Origin of the sequence: Planococcus kocurii (assembly GCF_001465835.2) — a bacterium.
GTDB lineage: Bacteria > Bacillota > Bacilli > Bacillales_A > Planococcaceae > Planococcus > Planococcus kocurii.
Map to the genome: position 1 here is coordinate 2,791,305 of NZ_CP013661.2, position 15,746 is coordinate 2,807,050.

General features: G+C 40.6%; 15 protein-coding genes. 11 read left to right on the forward strand and 4 right to left on the reverse strand.

All coding sequences use genetic code 11. The features are described 5' to 3' along the window. The first annotated feature begins 10 nt into the window (after positions 1-10). The 4 genes from AUO94_RS13550 to AUO94_RS13565 all read left to right on the forward strand — a co-directional run bounded on the left by AUO94_RS13550 (position 11) and on the right by AUO94_RS13565 (position 4,215). Entirely contained in the window at positions 11-1,153 is a 1,143-nt protein-coding gene (locus tag AUO94_RS13550; RefSeq protein ID WP_058384721.1) for a DUF418 domain-containing protein, read from the forward strand. A 79-nt stretch (positions 1,154-1,232) separates the two neighbouring features. After that, positions 1,233-2,132, forward strand: a complete 900-nt coding sequence (locus tag AUO94_RS13555) for a fumarylacetoacetate hydrolase family protein (RefSeq protein WP_058384722.1) — start codon at positions 1,233-1,235, stop codon at positions 2,130-2,132. Positions 2,133-2,200: 68 nt separating this feature from the next. Continuing rightward, positions 2,201-2,572: a YisL family protein gene (locus tag AUO94_RS13560; RefSeq protein ID WP_058384723.1), complete on the forward strand. Its 372-nt coding sequence runs from the start codon at positions 2,201-2,203 to the stop codon at positions 2,570-2,572. Positions 2,573-2,748: 176 nt separating this feature from the next. Then, positions 2,749-4,215 (forward strand): alpha-amylase family glycosyl hydrolase, encoded by a 1,467-nt coding sequence (locus AUO94_RS13565; RefSeq protein ID WP_058384724.1) that lies wholly within the window; start codon positions 2,749-2,751, stop codon positions 4,213-4,215. 63 nt (positions 4,216-4,278) lie between these two features. Here the strand turns inward: AUO94_RS13565 and AUO94_RS13570 are convergent, their stop codons facing one another. Genes AUO94_RS13570 through AUO94_RS13580 form a run of 3 tightly spaced genes read right to left on the reverse strand, consistent with a single transcriptional unit; the run spans position 4,279 to position 7,305 of the window. Continuing rightward, entirely contained in the window at positions 4,279-5,613 is a 1,335-nt protein-coding gene (locus AUO94_RS13570; RefSeq protein ID WP_058384725.1) for a CoA-disulfide reductase, read from the reverse strand. A gap of 13 nt (positions 5,614-5,626) precedes the next feature. Next, a complete protein-coding gene (locus AUO94_RS13575) occupies positions 5,627-6,478 on the reverse strand; it encodes a DegV family protein (RefSeq protein WP_058384726.1) in 852 nt (283 codons plus the stop codon). Positions 6,479-6,498: 20 nt separating this feature from the next. Continuing rightward, a complete protein-coding gene (locus AUO94_RS13580; protein ID WP_058384727.1) occupies positions 6,499-7,305 on the reverse strand; it encodes a Cof-type HAD-IIB family hydrolase in 807 nt (268 codons plus the stop codon). A gap of 159 nt (positions 7,306-7,464) precedes the next feature. Here AUO94_RS13580 and AUO94_RS13585 point away from each other — a divergent pair, with 159 nt between their 5' ends. The 3 genes from AUO94_RS13585 (at position 7,465) to AUO94_RS13595 (ending at position 10,902) form a co-directional block, all read left to right on the forward strand. Further along, complete coding sequence (locus AUO94_RS13585; RefSeq protein ID WP_058384728.1) at positions 7,465-8,232, forward strand: prolyl oligopeptidase family serine peptidase; 768 nt, start codon at positions 7,465-7,467, stop codon at positions 8,230-8,232. Between the two features lie 65 nt (positions 8,233-8,297). Then, the gene (locus AUO94_RS13590) at positions 8,298-8,606 is read left to right on the forward strand and encodes a metal-sulfur cluster assembly factor (protein WP_058384729.1); all 309 of its coding nucleotides are present in this window, start codon (positions 8,298-8,300) and stop codon (positions 8,604-8,606) included. Positions 8,607-8,760: 154 nt separating this feature from the next. Next, positions 8,761-10,902: an ATP-dependent Clp protease ATP-binding subunit gene (locus tag AUO94_RS13595; RefSeq protein ID WP_078080599.1), complete on the forward strand. Its 2,142-nt coding sequence runs from the start codon at positions 8,761-8,763 to the stop codon at positions 10,900-10,902. A gap of 31 nt (positions 10,903-10,933) precedes the next feature. Here AUO94_RS13595 and AUO94_RS13600 read toward each other — a convergent pair whose 3' ends face one another. After that, positions 10,934-11,119 (reverse strand): YjzD family protein, encoded by a 186-nt coding sequence (locus tag AUO94_RS13600; protein WP_058384730.1) that lies wholly within the window; start codon positions 11,117-11,119, stop codon positions 10,934-10,936. A 187-nt stretch (positions 11,120-11,306) separates the two neighbouring features. Between AUO94_RS13600 and AUO94_RS13605 the strand changes: the two genes are divergently transcribed. The 4 genes from AUO94_RS13605 to AUO94_RS13620 all read left to right on the forward strand — a co-directional run bounded on the left by AUO94_RS13605 (position 11,307) and on the right by AUO94_RS13620 (position 15,745). Beyond that, a complete protein-coding gene (locus AUO94_RS13605; protein ID WP_058384731.1) occupies positions 11,307-12,239 on the forward strand; it encodes a beta-ketoacyl-ACP synthase III in 933 nt (310 codons plus the stop codon). Positions 12,240-12,266: 27 nt separating this feature from the next. Next, positions 12,267-13,502 (forward strand): beta-ketoacyl-ACP synthase II, encoded by a 1,236-nt coding sequence (fabF, locus tag AUO94_RS13610; protein WP_058384732.1) that lies wholly within the window; start codon positions 12,267-12,269, stop codon positions 13,500-13,502. 304 nt (positions 13,503-13,806) lie between these two features. Next, positions 13,807-14,823: an ABC transporter ATP-binding protein gene (locus AUO94_RS13615; protein ID WP_058384733.1), complete on the forward strand. Its 1,017-nt coding sequence runs from the start codon at positions 13,807-13,809 to the stop codon at positions 14,821-14,823. Beyond that, complete coding sequence (locus AUO94_RS13620) at positions 14,810-15,745, forward strand: ABC transporter ATP-binding protein (RefSeq protein WP_058384734.1); 936 nt, start codon at positions 14,810-14,812, stop codon at positions 15,743-15,745. The genes AUO94_RS13615 and AUO94_RS13620 overlap by 14 nt, the downstream gene beginning before the upstream one ends. Position 15,746: the final 1 nt, after the last annotated feature.

The following is a 15,746-nucleotide window of genomic DNA, read 5'->3' on the forward strand; positions in this document are numbered from 1 at the left end:
GAGGATTATTTTGAACTTACAGCCAGTTTCTATTCAAGAACGAGTAACAGCGATTGATTTAATGAGGGGATTCTCACTGTTTGGCATTTTGATCGTTAACATGCTAGCTTTCCATTCGCCTTTTTTCTATATCGATCCATATAAGTGGTTTAATGGAGCGATGAATGAAGGAATCTATTTTGTTATCGATATATTCATCCAAGGCAGTTTTTACCCGCTCTTTGCAATGTTGTTTGGCTATGGACTAGCCATGCAATATATGCGTGCAGAAGCGAATGGACGTCCCTTTATGCCTTTGGCTAGTAAACGACTTGTGGTTTTACTGTTATTCGGCATGATTCATGCCTTTTTGATTTGGTATGGGGATATTTTAATCACTTACGCCATTATGGGCTTTTTACTTATTGGCATGATTCGTTTGCCATCCAGTTGGTTAGTAGGATTTGGTGCGATCATTTATACAGTACCGCATGTATTGTTACTGGGTATTTTATTTTTAGCAGTAGCCGCTGATCCGAATATTTATGTTGGGTATATGGAAATCGAAAGTTCGATACAAGCGTATCAATCAGGGAGTTTTGCGGAAATTTTTAGCCAGCGATTGGCTGACTGGTCCTATAGCAATAATTTAGTTGGCTTTGTTATCTTAATAGCTACCATTCTGCCATTTCTAATGGTTGGAGCGGCTGCTGCAAAATGGCGATTAATTGAACGAACACAGGAAAAGCGGAAATTGTGGCTGTTTTTAGCGATTGTCCCGCTGTTAATCGGTTTGGCGCTAAAATCTTTGCCGTTTCTATTAGAACCGAATTATGCTTTTGTTTATTTGCAAGATATTTTCGGAGGACCGCTTGTAGCAATTGGCTACGCGGCGATTATTGCTTTACTAGCTCAGAACAACGCGATGCAGAAACTACTTTCTCCAGTTGCTAAAGTAGGACGCATGTCGTTAACGACTTATATTACGCAATCTATTTTTGCAACACTGATTTTCTATTCATATGGATTGGGATTATATGGCCAAGTGGATTTGTTGACGGGGACATTGATTGCCATAGGTATTTTCGTGATTCAGCTTATTTTTGCGGAACTGTGGTTTGAGAAGTTTTCGCGTGGACCGCTTGAAAGTGTCTGGAGAAAATGGACTTATTGAAATAATTTCGAAAAAACTAACAATTCAAAACCGTGAATGTGTATAATGAATTCAACCACAGAAAAGGAGTGTTTGACGAATGAAGCTGTTATCATTTCGCTATGAAGGAAAAGAAGGATTTGGACCAAAAGTTAAAAAGGAAGAAGCTGTATGGGATTTAGTTGCGATTCAACAGCAATTAGAAGTTCTACCTGCGTTTCCTACACAATTGATTGAAGGAATCCCGCAAGGAATGGAATTTGTTGAACAAATCCGTAAATTAACGGAAGCCGCTGTCCAATCTGACCGCTCTGAAGAATTCAAACACTCTTTTTCAGAAATTGAATGGTTAGCTCCAATTTCGAGAACGCCGAAAAATATCATCTGCGTTGGAAAGAATTACGCGGATCATGCAAAAGAGATGGGTGGAGAAGCTCCTGTAGACTTAGTAGTTTTCACAAAGTCGGCTACTTGTATTTCAGCTGACGGCGAAACCGTCTCGGTTCACAGTGATGTAACGGATTCCTATGATTACGAAGGCGAATTGGCTGTCATTATTGGTAAAGCTGGACACAAAATACCAAAGCAAATGGCTTATGACTATGTTTTTGGCTATACCATTGCAAATGATTTGACTGCACGGGACTTGCAACAAAAACACCAACAGTATTTTCTTGGGAAAAGCTTGTCGGGCTCATGTCCATTAGGTCCATACATCGTCACAAAAGATGAAATCCCACAAGCACAAAATCTATCAATCGTCACAAAAGTTAACGATGAGGTACGCCAAAACGGCAACACGGAAAACATGATCCGTCGTGTTGATGACCTTGTAGCGGAAGTATCGAAATATATTGCGCTGGAACCAGGGGATGTTCTTCTTACTGGGACACCGGCTGGAGTGGGCAAAGGTTTCAATCCGCCAAAATTCCTAAAAGCGGGAGACACGATTAAAGTGTCGATTGAATCCATTGGGACTCTCGTCACACATTTGTCATAAGATATAGGCTCTTCCCATCGTCCAACTTGTGATAAACTGGAAAGGACTTTATTAGAAGAGGTGAGCTTTTGAGCATTTTTACAGACACTACACATTTACACATCACGACATGGGTTGTTGCAGTCATTTTGTTTCTGATCGCCGCATTTATGCAGCGCGACAGTAAAGGCCGTAAAATTTTGCACATGGTCTTGAGATTGTTCTATGTTTTGATCATCATTACAGGGTTAACATTGTTTATCGCCCATTCTTCCTATGATGCAATGTTATACGGCATTAAGTTCTTATTGGGTGTTTTGACAATTGGAATGATGGAGATGGTGTTGGTCCGTTCGAAAAAACAAAAACCAGTTACGATGTTCTGGGCATTGTTTGTCTTGTTCTTACTTGCAACAATGTTCATCGGTTTCATGTTGCCAATCGGATTGGATTTCTTTTAAGGAAAGTAGGCAGGTGCATCTAGCACCTGTCTTTTTCTATGCAACTTTTCACAGTTTAGACGAAACTCCAGCAAGTCAGTGCTGAAACACTAACTTTACATGGCGGCGATAGCTGGAGTTTGATAAAATGAATCGGGTGGAATGTACCAACAACCTCATTGAAGGAGGACTTAGAATTGAAGGCAAAATGGATTTTGAGCATGATAACAACTGTACTGCTGCTGGCACTAGTCAATCCAGTGTTTGCTGCAGAAGAGCGGGAACTTAAAGACGAACTTATCTATGATGTGTTAGTTGACCGTTATTTCAATAAAAAGATCAATAATGATTATGAAGTAAATGCATTAGATCCCGCAGCTTTTAATGGTGGCGATTTTGATGGAATGGCCAGTGAACTATTATTTGCGAAAGAAATGGGTTTCACAGCTCTTTCAATAGGACCTGTATTTTCAACAGCTACATATGATGGCAAAACAGTAAGAGACTATACTAAATTCGAGCGTCATTTTGGTACAGAAGAAGAATTTCAAACCTTGGTAGATGAAATCCATAATCAAGAAATGAAAGTGATTGTGGATATTCCGACGCAACAAGTAAGTGCAGATCATGTGTGGGCAGTTGAAAACCCAGAATGGTTTACAGAAAACGAAGACGGCAGCTTGGCACTAGATACAGCAAACACAGAGGTCCAAGAAGCGCTAATTGCTACATTTGTAGAATTTAGTGAAGCCTATCAAGTTGACGGGTTCCGACTACAAGACGCAGACAAATTAGATGCAGCTTTTGTTAGCGATTTTTCTAAAGCGATAAAAGAGGTGCGAGATAGTTACATTTTAAGTGATCAAGAAATGGCAGACAGTGGTTCATTCGATGCGGTAGTGATGCCTGGTGTGGAAAAGACATTACGTGCGGCTTATAAGAATTTTGATCAGGATATGACCGACGTAACGACGATCATGGAGCAAAGCAAAAACAATTTGATTCAAGTAGATTCATTGACTGGATCTCGATTTACAGCAGACATTGTAGCGGAAAATGGATTTCCGCCGACACGCTGGACGCTATTGTTGACTCAGTTGTTGACGATGCCTGGAATTCCAGTCGTTCAATATGGTTCAGAATCTGCTATGAATGGGACAGAGTTGGATGAATCTCATCAAATTTTAGATATGGCCGTAGATAAGGAACTTGTTGATCACATCACTAACTTGACGTCATTGCGTAATTCGTCTGAAGCATTACGAACAGGGGAATTGGAAGTGCTACACGATGAAGATGGATGGCTCGTTTATAAACGTTCGAATGACGAAGAATCATGGATTGTTGCTATTAACAACGCGTCTTCAACAAAGAGCATTAACTTATCAGCTGATGTCATTGGACAAGGACAGGAATTACGTGGATTATTTGAAAGTGATATTATTCGCCAAGGAGATAATGGGGATTACCGAATAACACAAGATCGAGAAATCGCGGAAGTGTTCCACGTAACAGAAGAAAGTAAACTCAACTCTGCGTACATTGCAACGCTAGTTGTTATGTATGTTGTGTTCATGATGTTCTTGTGGTTTGTTTGGCGTAAAGGCAAACAACGTAAAGCAGATGCAGCGAAACAGTCGACAGTTGAGAAAAATCCGAAATAATCCGAAAAAATAAAACAGGCAGAAAAAGCAATCCGCTTTTTCTGCCTGTTTTTGATATTGGCATTATTTACTTAATGCTTTATAACCTACCATATTAATTGGGTCTTTCGGCGATGAATAGGGAGGTGCATAGCAAAGTTCGAGTGCCTGCAAATCGTCAATCGTCAACCCCCCGTAGATTGCTGTCACAATGACATCGATTCGCTTGTCAACGCCTTTGCCACCAATACATTGTGCCCCTAAAATCTTACGGGTTTGTGGATCGTAATGGACTTTTAACGTGATTTCGGAATGATCAGGATAATAACCCGCATTCGAATTGCCGGTATGCGTCACTGTAGCAAAAGCTAAATTTTTATCTTGAATCGCTTTTTCGTTTAACCCTGTCATTGCAGCAGTTAATGAGAAAATTTTCAAGACGGAAGTTCCGAGCAAACCTTTTTTCGCTACCTTGTTGCCCGTAAGGTGACTCGCTGCGATAAATGCTTGACGATGCGCAGGAGAAGCAAGTGGAACTCTTTTGGGATCTCCCGTTACCATATCAAAATTCTCTGAAGCATCTCCAATGGCGTAAATCGATGGATCATTTGTTTGCATAAATTCATTTGTTTGAATACCGTCAGTTTCACCAATTGTTAAGCCCGCTTTCATAGCCAGTCTAGTATTCGGTCTCAAACCAACACTCATAATAATGAAATCTGCTTGTATGTCAATGCCATTTGACAGGTGGATGGTTTTGCCTTCCGTTTTTTTGATCTCTGTTCCAGTAATTAATTTAACATCTTGAAGTGCCAGTTCTTTCTCAATCATTAATGAAATATCGGTATCCAAAATAGACATAATGGTTGGGGATCTATGCACTAAAGAAACGTCCAAGCCAATGTTTTTAAGGTTTTCTGCCATTTCTAGCCCGATAAAGCCACCACCTGAAACGACGCAATTTTTGGGTTGTGCAGTTTTGATGAACTGGTCAATTTTTTGCATGTCTTCAAAATTGCGTAAGGTAAAGACTTTCGATGTATCTAGACCTTCGATTTTAGGAACAATCGCAGAACCACCTGGAGCTAAGATTAAGGCATCGTACGACTCTTCAAATTGTTCGCCAGTTTCCAGGTTGTGCACAAGCACTTTTTTGGCTGCTCGATCGATTGCGATTACTTCGTGTCTCATGTGAACATCGATATCTCGTTTTTTCTTAAATCGTTTGGGATCGGTCATAATGATTGACTCTTCATCTTCGATGACACCGCCTATAACATACGGCGTTCCACATGCTGCATAAGACATCGTCGAATCACGATCAAAAACAATAATCTGCACGTCTGGATCATAGAAGCGCAGTTGACCTGCGGCAGTAGCGCCTCCGCCAACTGCGCCTACAATAACTATTTTGTTCATCGTCAATCAGCTCCTAGTCAATTGTATTGAAGAAAAATACTGCCAGTGTACCAGGACCCGTATGTGCAGCAATGACCGAACCAATCATATGGACTTCAACGGATTGCGGGTGGAAGTTGCTTTCAATCTCCTGTTTTAGTAAAGCCGCAAACTCTGCGTCGTCACCGTGGCTAATGGCAATTGTCTGTTGATCTAATTGAGTTCCGCGTTCTCTCATTAGGTCAATCATCCGTTTGATCACTTTTTTACGTCCTCGAAGTTTTTCAATCGGTACAAGTTTGCCATCTTCTACGTGAAGCAATGGCTTAATATTTAATAACCCGCCAACAAAAGCGCTACCTTTGGAAATGCGGCCGCCTTTAGCCATATAATCTAAGTCTTCTACAGTAAACAGACTTTCTAAATGATCAATCATCAAACGAGTTTTCTTAATAATAGTTTCGAGAGGCTGTCCAGCGGAGCGCAATTTTGCGGCTTCTTTTACTAACAGTCCGTAGCCGAGCGAAGCGGCTTTTGAATCTAGTATTGTTAGCTTCAAATCCGGGTATTCTTCACGTACCTGATCCGCCACCATTACGGCTGTATTATAAGTACCTGATAGCTCAGAAGAAAAGGCAATATAATAGCCCTCGTCTTTGTCTTTTGCCAGCTGTTCAAAAGCTGACCACATTTCTTCAGGTGAAACTTGGGATGTTTTAGGTTGATCACCACCACGAATTGCATCGAACACTTTAATGGATTGAATGCCTCGAATGTCTTCGAAATCCTGATCTCCAATATGAACACGAAGCGGCAATAAAACAACATTTTCATTTTCGAAAAAGTCTTTTGGCAGATCAGATGCGCTGTCAGCAAATAGTCTCATAGTCAATCCCCCTTTTGTAGTTACAGCTTCAACCGCTCTAGTAACAACTCAGCAATGCCATCATCGTTATTAGTTAACGTGATTTCATTGGCAATCGTTTTTAACGGTTCAATGGCATTGCCCATGGCAACACCGACTCCTGCAAAATCGATCATTTCAAGATCATTGTCTTCGTCACCAAAAGCAATAATGTTTTCTCGTGCAATGCCCATTGATTTGGAAACACGATCTAGTCCAACGGCTTTACTCATCCCACTTTTCACAATTTCAATCACGTGCCACGGAGCTCCCCACCGGCGATGATCGATTACTTCTGCATGTACAGAAGATAAATGGTCATGGATTTCCTGTACGCGTTCATATGGAGCATGAATCAAAATAGACGTCGGATCTGTTTTTAAGTAATTGCGTAAATCTCCAGTTGTGATTGTAGGATCACCGAAGCGGAAAATATCCATAAGTTTTTCGTCATGATGGTGGACATACACATCGTCCAAGACCTCTGCCACGATATTATGGAAATCAAAGTTATGCATAGACTCTACCACTTCATGGACAACGTTCAATCCGATTGGTGTATGGTGTGTTCCCCAATGATTGTTTGTAGGATGGTGGACAAATGCACCGTTAAAATTGACGATGGGGGTTGTTAGTCCTAGCTCTTTATAGAAAGTTTCGCTTGAACGATAAGGTCGACCCGTAGCAATCATTACCTCATGTCCTGCTTCCATTGCTTTATTTAACGTTCGTTTTGTTTTCGGGGAAATAACTTTCTGGTCGGTCAATAATGTGCCGTCTAAATCAAGAACAATTAAATGTTGTTTCATAAAAATAGCCGTCTCCTTTCTATCTATTCCTAGTGTAGCGATAGTACAAGCGATTCGTCAAAAATTTCAGAGGAGGAAAAGACTTTTCGCTAGAGAGAATTGGCGTTTGCTGGGAATCGAGAAGATTGGTACGATTAGAGGTGAAGGAAGTGATTTTAGTTGAGAGTTCAACGACAAATTTGGGGGCACATACCGTTGCTTCATATAACACCAGATCAATGCGAAAAAGTCGCATTGCCAACAGTTGTCTTTTTTCATGGCCATACGAGTGCAAAAGAACATAACTTGCATTACGCTTACCAATTGGCTGAAAAAGGACTTCGTGTAATTTTGCCGGATGCGCATCTTCACGGTGAACGAAGTGAAGGATTGGATAATGTTCAGATCAGCCTGCGATTTTGGGAAATTGTTCTGACGTCTATAGAAGAATTAGCCTTTTTACAAAAAGAACTGCACAAGCAAGATTTAGTAGTTGGAGAACCAGGAGTAGGTGGCACTTCTATGGGTGGGATTACCACTCTAGGAGCAATGACAGTTTATCCGTGGATTTCAGTAGCTGCAGTAATGATGGGTGCAGGGAATTATGTAGAATTAGCGCAAGCACAAATGGCCCAATATGAATCAAGAGGATTCAAGCTGCCAGTTAGTGAAGAAGAACGTGAACGGATGCTTTCGACTTTAGCGATTTTTGACAGCGTTCAACATCAAGCGAAATTTAATGGCCGTCCCATTTATTTTTGGCACGGCGAACAAGATATGACGGTACCTTTTGAACCAACTTATCGCTTGTATAAAGAACTTAAGAAGCATTACGAAGCGGTACCAGAAAAAATAACCTTTACTCGGGAAAGAGAAGCGGGACATGCAGTAAGTCGAAAAGGGATGCTTGAAGCGACAGAATGGCTCGCGAAGTATTTATCTAACTAAGCATGTCGATTCCATTTTCATATGAAGTTTGTTAAGATAGTTTTAATAGTAAGGGAGGGATTTAGATGGATCAAGATATGAAAGATAGTATGATGGGTGCGTTAGAAACAGTAATCGATCCTGAACTAGGAGTCGATATTGTTAATCTTGGGCTTATCTATGATGTAATGTTGACAGAAGATGGTTTTGCCGTAGTGACGATGACGTTAACGTCTATGGGTTGTCCAATGGGACCACAGATCGTGCAAATGGTTAAAACTGCTTTGTATGAACTACCTGAAGTAGAAGAAGTCGATGTAAAAATCGTCTGGCAGCCAGTATGGGGCAAAGAACATATGTCACGCTATGCAAAAATGGCACTTGGCGTTCGATAAATAGTACGTAAAAAACCCTCATTGGATTTATTCCAGTGAGGTTTTTTTGTTTGATACGAGTACTAAAAAAAGGTCGAAATAATTGCTTAACAGTGAATAATTAGCTATAATTTAATTAGTCAAAGATAGTCAAACTTTTAAAGGAGTGGATAAAATGGTTCAATCCCAAAATAACGAAGAACAAAAATCTCCATTGGAGCAGTTTGGCCGGAATATGGTTGAACAAGCGCAATCAGGAAAAATGGATCCTGTTATCGGTAGAGATCAGGAAATCCGTAATGTGATTCGAATTTTATCGCGTAAAACAAAAAATAACCCCGTGTTGATTGGTGAACCAGGTGTTGGTAAAACAGCAATTGTTGAGGGATTAGCTCAACGCATTGTTCGTAACGACGTACCAGAAGGATTAAAAAACCGAACCATTTACGAACTCGACATGAGTGCGTTAATTGCTGGTGCTAAATACCGTGGAGAATTTGAAGAACGATTAAAAGCCGTTTTAAAGCAAGTAAAAGATAGCGAAGGTCAGATTATTTTGTTTATCGACGAAATTCATACGATTGTTGGAGCAGGGAAAACCGAAGGAGCAATGGATGCAGGGAATATGCTGAAGCCCATGCTTGCAAGAGGAGAACTGTATTGCATTGGTGCGACTACGCTAGATGAGTATCGCATGCATATCGAAAAAGATCCGGCTTTAGAACGACGTTTTCAACAAGTACTGGTGCGCGAACCATCTGTTGAAGATACGGTATCGATTTTGCGTGGCTTAAAAGAACGTTTTGAACTACATCATGCTGTTCGAATTCATGACCGTGCGATTGTCGCAGCGGCTGCTATGTCGGACCGCTACATTACAGAACGCTTTTTGCCTGATAAAGCCATTGATTTGATTGATGAAGCTTGTGCGATGATTCGTACAGAAATCGATTCAATGCCTCAAGAACTTGATGAAGTGACGCGTCGTCTGATGCAGCTAGAAATTGAAGAGCAAGCCTTAATGAAAGAAAAAGACGTAGCAAGCAAAGCGCGACTCGACACCTTGCGTAAAGAAATTATTGAACTGCGCGACTCTTCATCTGGCATGAGAAGTCAATGGACGGAAGAAAAAGAATCATTGAAAAAAATTCAACAAAAACGTGAGCAATTAGACCAATTCCGCAGACAATTAGAAGATGCTGAAAATCGTTATGATTTAAATGCGGCGGCTGTCTTACAGCATGGCAAAATTCCCGAACTCGAAAAAGAATTAGTCGCACTAGAAGCCGCTTTAGAACAAGAGGGTACTGAGCGCTTACTGCGCGAAGAAGTAACGGAAGAAGAAATTGCAGGAATTGTCGCAAGGTGGACTGGAATTCCGGTAACAAAATTAGTAGAAGGTGAACGTGAAAAGTTATTGCGTTTAGGTGAGACGTTAAAAGAGCGAGTAATTGGTCAAGACAAAGCAGTCGAACTGGTTACAGAAGCTGTATGGAGAGCGCGTGCGGGTATTAAAGACGAAAGAAAACCGATTGGCTCTTTTATTTTCCTTGGACCTACAGGCGTAGGAAAAACAGAGTTAGCAAAATCGCTGGCCGCAAATCTATTTGATTCGGAAGATCATTTTATTCGAATCGATATGTCAGAGTATATGGAAAAACACAGTGTGTCACGTTTGGTCGGGGCACCTCCTGGATACATCGGTTACGAAGAAGGTGGCCAACTAACAGAAGCCGTTCGCCGGAATCCGTACTCCGTTGTATTGCTCGATGAAATTGAAAAAGCACACCCGGATGTTGCCAATATTTTACTGCAGATATTAGACGACGGCCGTATCACTGACAGCCAAGGACGATTAGTTAACTTCTCCAACACGGTAGTCATTATGACTTCTAATATTGGTTCTGCCTATATTAACGATGCGAGCAATGAACACGATATTGAAGACATTGTGATGGGAGAATTGCGCAGACATTTTAAACCTGAGTTATTGAACCGTATCGATGATATTGTTATTTTCCACGCACTTAACAACGCACATTTTTATGGCATAGCGAAGAAAATGATTGCTGAACTAGCCGTTCGTATGAGTAAACAACAAATCAAACTAACCGTAGATGATTCAGTTATTGACTATATCGTTGAAGCAGGAACCGATCCGGTGTTTGGTGCGCGACCATTAAAACGCTTTATCCAGCGTACGATTGAAACAAATATTGCCCGGGAATTAATTGGAGGCGGAATTGTTGCCCATACCGAATTGGAATTAACCATGGACGATAATAAGCAAATTGTTATCAACAAAAAAGAAGCGTAATCCGGAATTCCGGATTACGCTTCTTTTCTTATTAGTGTTTTTCAGGAGCTGGTTCGCTAGGAATAACAGCTACCATAACGAAGATTAAAATTGAAAATACGATCGAAATGTAAACGCCGACCATAAAGTCGAAAGGTACGTTTTGTACTGCACTTACCACGTAGTTGACTAATGAAATCAATAAGAATGACCAAAAAAATGTTCCAATATATTGCATCTAGTTTCACCTCTACATAGAATATCTAGTTTAATCATAGCATAAGCTCTTCAAGACAGAAAGAAAGATTGTAGAGAATGAATATTTTTTGTCGGAAATATGTCAGTTAGTTGAAATTGAGTATAGTATGGCGTATTATTAACACCAGGTACTAATATATGATGATAATCGAAATGAGGGACATAAGATGAATGCTGGAATAGTCGGTATGGGCAGATGCCTGCCAGAAGAAAGATTGACGAATTTTCAATTAGAGCAGCGCATGGATACGAACGACGAGTGGATCCGCACTATGACAGGCATAGAAGAACGTCGGATTGCAAAAGACGATCAGGATACTTCTGACATGGCGCGTGAAGCGGCAAAAAAAGCGATTGAAGATGCTGGTATTGATCCAGCTGAAATCGGTTTAATCTTAGTGGCGACGGTTACACCTGATCAACCTTTCCCATCGATGGCCTGTGTGATTCAGCAAGAAATAGGAGCTGTTAATGCTGCGGCTATGGATATTTCAGCTGCATGCGCAGGATTTATGTATGGAGTTATTACTGCGAAACAATTCATCGATTCGGATGTTTATAAATATGTGTTGGTTGTAGGTGTTGAAAAACTATCGAAAATTACTAACTGGGAAGATCGCAACACGGCTGTTCTTTTCGGAGATGGAGCCGGAGCTGCAGTTATTGGGAAAGTTTCTGAAGGGCGAGGTATTTTATCTTTTGAACTCGGTGCTGATGGTTCTGGAGGCAAACACCTCTATCAGGACGAGTATTTAGTAATGAATGGCCGCGAAGTCTTTAAATTTGCTGTGCGCCAAATGGGCGAATCTGCAATAAATGTCATCAAAAAAGCGGGTTTGGAAAAAGAAGATGTCGATTTTTTGATTCCCCATCAGGCGAACATTCGTATTATGGAAGCGTCTAGAGAACGATTAGGCTTGCCAGTTGAAAAAATGTCAAAAACAATTCAAAAATATGGTAACACTTCAGCAGCTTCAATCCCAATTTCTCTTGTCGAAGACTTAGAAGAAGGCCGTGTTAAAGACGATGATGTTATCGTAATGGTTGGATTCGGTGGAGGCTTGACTTGGGGCGCTATTGCTATGAAGTGGGGCAAATAATTAGGTATGCGAAAGGAAGAAGATAGAATGGAAAATCGCCGTGTAGTTATTACGGGAATTGGTGCTGTAACACCGTTAGGTAACAATATTGAAACTACTTGGGAAGCTGTTAAAAGTGGTAAATCTGGAGTCGGTCCCTTAACACGATTAGATGCAGATTTGTATTCAGCGAAAGTGGCTGCAGAAGTAAATGACTTTTCGATAGAAGATTATATTGAAAAGAAAGATGCTCGGAAAATGGACCGTTTTACGCATTACGCGCTAGCTGCTTCGATCATGGCAATGAAAGATGCCAAGCTTGAATTAGATGACAAAACAGCTTTGCGGACAGGTGTGTGGATTGGTTCGGGTATTGGCGGTATGGAGACAATCGAAAGTCAAATGAATGTACTAAATACGCGAGGCGTTCGTCGCATTAGTCCGTTCTTAATTCCGATGATTATTCCGGATATGGCTTCTGGCCAAGTATCAATTTACTTTGGTGCTAAAGCAATCAACTCTTGTTCAGTAACAGCTTGTGCTTCAGGCACTAATTCGATTGGTGATGCGTTTAAAGTTATTCAACGTAACGATGCAGATGTGATGATTTCAGGTGGAGCAGAAGCGCCTATCACGCAATTATCTGTAGCTGGATTTACAGCAAATACAGCTTTGACAACAAACACAGATGCCGCTACAGCATCTCGTCCATTTGATAAAAACCGCGATGGATTTGTCATTGGAGAAGGCGCAGGTATCGTTATTCTTGAAGAATACGAACATGCGATAGCACGAGGTGCTACAATTTATGCGGAAGTCGTTGGCTATGGTTCTACAGGAGATGCTTATCACATCACTGCTCCTGCTGAAGGTGGCGAAGGTGCAGCTCGTGCAATGGCACAAGCTTTGGCAGATGCAGGCGTTGAAACTACGGATATTGGATACATTAATGCACATGGTACCAGTACGGCTTATAACGATCTGTATGAAACAATGGCTGTCAAAACAGTCTTTGGCGAACATGCTTATAAATTAGGAATGAGCTCAACTAAATCCATGACAGGTCATTTGCTTGGAGCTGCCGGTGGAGTCGAAGCGATTTTCACAGCACTGGCATTACAAGAAGGCATTATGCCTCCAACGACAAATTACGAAACACCTGACGAACAATGCGATTTAGACTATGTTCCAAACACTGCACGTAAAGCAGAGTTTGAATACGCGATGAGCAATTCACTTGGATTTGGTGGACATAACGCTTCGTTAGTATTCAAGAAAGTATAACAAGACGAAAATGGCAATCTACAGGAGATCCTGCAGATTGCCATTTTTATGCTTAATAAAAGTAAAAGAAAAGAAAAAAACCCATAATTTTATAAAAAATGAAAAAACCTCTCGACACCTTAAGTTATTGTGCTATTCTAAATATAATGAAAAAAAGATGTAAACTCAATTATTAACAGAAAGACAAACGTCGATTTGAAGGCATTTTTTATCTGTTTAAGTCTGAATATTTAAACTACTAAGGTATGAAGAATGTGAGACGTTAAAAGAAATGGTAGAACGCTTTATTTTGAGGAGGATAAATGTGAATGAAGTTTTGCTTGAAATCAAAAATCTAAAAACGTCCTTTAGAATTAAAGATAATTATTATGCTGCAGTTGATGATGTTTCCTTGAATGTTAAAAAAAATGAAGTGCTGGCAATTGTGGGGGAATCTGGCTCCGGAAAAAGTGCATTTGCGTTCTCCATTATGGGTCTTCATACAAGAGCCCAAATAGAAGGCCAAATCAATTATAAAGGAAATAACTTAGTAACGGCAAATCCGGCTCAAATGAAAAAGTTGCGAGGCAGCGAAATGGGGATGATTTTTCAAGATGCTCTGTCGGCGCTAAATCCACTTATGGTAGTGGGCGCTCAGATTGATGAAGCGATATTCCTTCACAATCCGAAAAGCTCAAAGAGTTTGAGGAAAAAACAAGTGATCAATCTATTAAACCAAGTCGGCATTCCGCGACCAGAAAAAACATATCATCAGTATCCACACGAATTGTCAGGTGGTATGCGTCAACGCATTGTGATCGCCATGGCCATCTCCAATCAGCCTGAGTTGCTGATTGCCGATGAACCGACAACTGCGCTGGACGTAACCATTCAATCTCAAATTTTGGATTTGATTAAAGAACTAAAAGAGACCATTCATGCTGGCATTATTCTGATCACGCATGATTTAGGTGTAGTCGCTGAAATGGCCGACAGAGTCGCTGTTATGTATGCCGGACAAATCGTAGAAATCGCTGATATCTATACCTTAATGGAAAACCCGAAGCATCCGTACACACGGTCATTATTAAATTCGATTCCAACATTATCAGAAGTGAAATCAGATCTTCATGTTATTCAAGGTGTGGTTCCTTCCTTACAAAAGTTACCGAGAACTGGCTGTCGCTTTGCTTCTCGTATCCCATGGATTGATGATTCTTCTCATGAGGCTTCACCTGAACTCCATGAGATAAGCACAGGCCACTTTGTGCGCTGTACGTGCTACAAGGATTTCTACTTTCCAGAAAAAGTCGAGGAGGAACACAATTATGTCGCTAATTGAAGTTGAAAATTTAAAAGTTCACTTTCCTGTTCGTGGCGGTGTCTTTCAAACGGTACAAGATCATGTCCGTGCAGTAGATGGCGTATCGTTCTCGATTGAACAAGGTCAAACTTATGGACTTGTTGGAGAATCGGGGTCTGGAAAGACAACGACCGGTCGTGCCATTATCGGATTAAATGACATTACTTCAGGAAAAGTTCTGTTTGAAGGTAGAGACTTGGCGACAGTTAGCAAAAAAGAGTACATTGATGTGCGAAAAGATATTCAAATGATTTTTCAGGATCCTTTCTCATCGCTCAATCCAAAAAAAAGAGTCGCAGATATAGTAGCTGAACCACTCCGCAACTATGAAAAATTATCTGCAAAAGAAGAACGGATGCGTGTGCAAGAACTGATGGAATTAGTAGGACTTAGTCCAGAGGCTATTTACAAGTATCCTCACGAATTTTCTGGAGGGCAGCGTCAACGAATCGGTATTGCCCGGGCAATTGCCTTAAATCCCAAATTGATTATTGCTGATGAACCTGTTTCTGCATTAGATGTATCGGTCCAAGCTCAAGTATTAAACTTTATGCGTGAAATCCAAAAAGAACTAAATTTAACGTATTTATTTATTAGTCATGATTTAGGAATCATTCGCCATATGTGTGACCATATTGGCATTATGTATAAAGGGAGATATGTTGAGAATGGCACAGCAGAAGAAATTTTTACCAATCCACAGCATATTTATACGAAGCGTTTAATAGCAGCTATTCCAGATAGTAATCCACGCAATCGAGATATGCACTATGAAAATCGTAAGTTGGTAAAAGCTGAATATGACCGGCTGGAAAAAGACTTTTTTGATGAAGAAGGTTTGCCTTACTCGTTAAAATCAATTTCAGCTACCCACCAAGTAGCGTTAGCTGAGAGAGGTTGAA

Bases quoted from the DNA above. Each gene is read 5' to 3' on its own strand.
- AUO94_RS13555 (WP_058384722.1), top strand. From the start codon at position 1,233: ATGAAGCTGTTATCATTTCGCTATGAAGGAAAAGAAGGATTTGGACCA.
- fabF (WP_058384732.1), top strand. From the start codon at position 12,267: ATGGAAAATCGCCGTGTAGTTATTACGGGAATTGGTGCTGTAACACCG.
- AUO94_RS13575 (WP_058384726.1), bottom strand. From the start codon at position 6,478: ATGAGACTATTTGCTGACAGCGCATCTGATCTGCCAAAAGACTTTTTC.
- AUO94_RS13580 (WP_058384727.1), bottom strand. From the start codon at position 7,305: ATGAAACAACATTTAATTGTTCTTGATTTAGACGGCACATTATTGACC.
- AUO94_RS13570 (WP_058384725.1), bottom strand. From the start codon at position 5,613: ATGAACAAAATAGTTATTGTAGGCGCAGTTGGCGGAGGCGCTACTGCC.
- AUO94_RS13600 (WP_058384730.1), bottom strand. From the start codon at position 11,119: ATGCAATATATTGGAACATTTTTTTGGTCATTCTTATTGATTTCATTA.
- AUO94_RS13605 (WP_058384731.1), top strand. From the start codon at position 11,307: ATGAATGCTGGAATAGTCGGTATGGGCAGATGCCTGCCAGAAGAAAGA.
- AUO94_RS13590 (WP_058384729.1), top strand. From the start codon at position 8,298: ATGGATCAAGATATGAAAGATAGTATGATGGGTGCGTTAGAAACAGTA.
- AUO94_RS13595 (WP_078080599.1), top strand. From the start codon at position 8,761: ATGGTTCAATCCCAAAATAACGAAGAACAAAAATCTCCATTGGAGCAG.
- AUO94_RS13620 (WP_058384734.1), top strand. From the start codon at position 14,810: ATGTCGCTAATTGAAGTTGAAAATTTAAAAGTTCACTTTCCTGTTCGT.